The sequence below is a fragment of the Caballeronia mineralivorans PML1(12) genome, from assembly GCF_001028175.1.
GTDB lineage: Bacteria > Pseudomonadota > Gammaproteobacteria > Burkholderiales > Burkholderiaceae > Caballeronia > Caballeronia mineralivorans.
This window is the reverse complement of the sequence record NZ_AEJF01000310.1, coordinates 1-320: the sequence shown is the minus strand read 5'-3', so window position 1 is coordinate 320 and position 320 is coordinate 1. Positions and strand designations below refer to the sequence as shown.

At 52.2% G+C, this 320-nt stretch carries 1 pseudogene; it reads right to left on the bottom strand.

Annotated elements, in window-relative coordinates:
* Nucleotides 1–320: pseudogene (locus EOS_RS42805) on the bottom strand (glucose-6-phosphate dehydrogenase); the annotation flags it as partial.

The following is a 320-nucleotide window of genomic DNA, read 5'->3' as shown; positions in this document are numbered from 1 at the left end:
GCGCATCTGACCGGCTTTATCAAAATAGCCCCAGCGCCCTTCGATCCCCACTTCTTCTGCCACGGTAATCTCAACATGATCAATGGTGCGATTGTCCCAGTTATTCACAAACAGGGAGTTAGCAAAACGCAGCGCCAACAGGTTCAGCACCGTTTCTTTACCAAGATAGTGGTCGATACGGTAAACCTGGCACTCCTCGAAGTATTCGCCAACCTGATCATTGATTTCCTGCGAGGTCGCCAGCGACGTCCCCAGCGGTTTCTCCATGACTACGCGTGCCGGTTTAGCATTCAGCTTTGCCTCGCCAAGCCCTTTGCAAA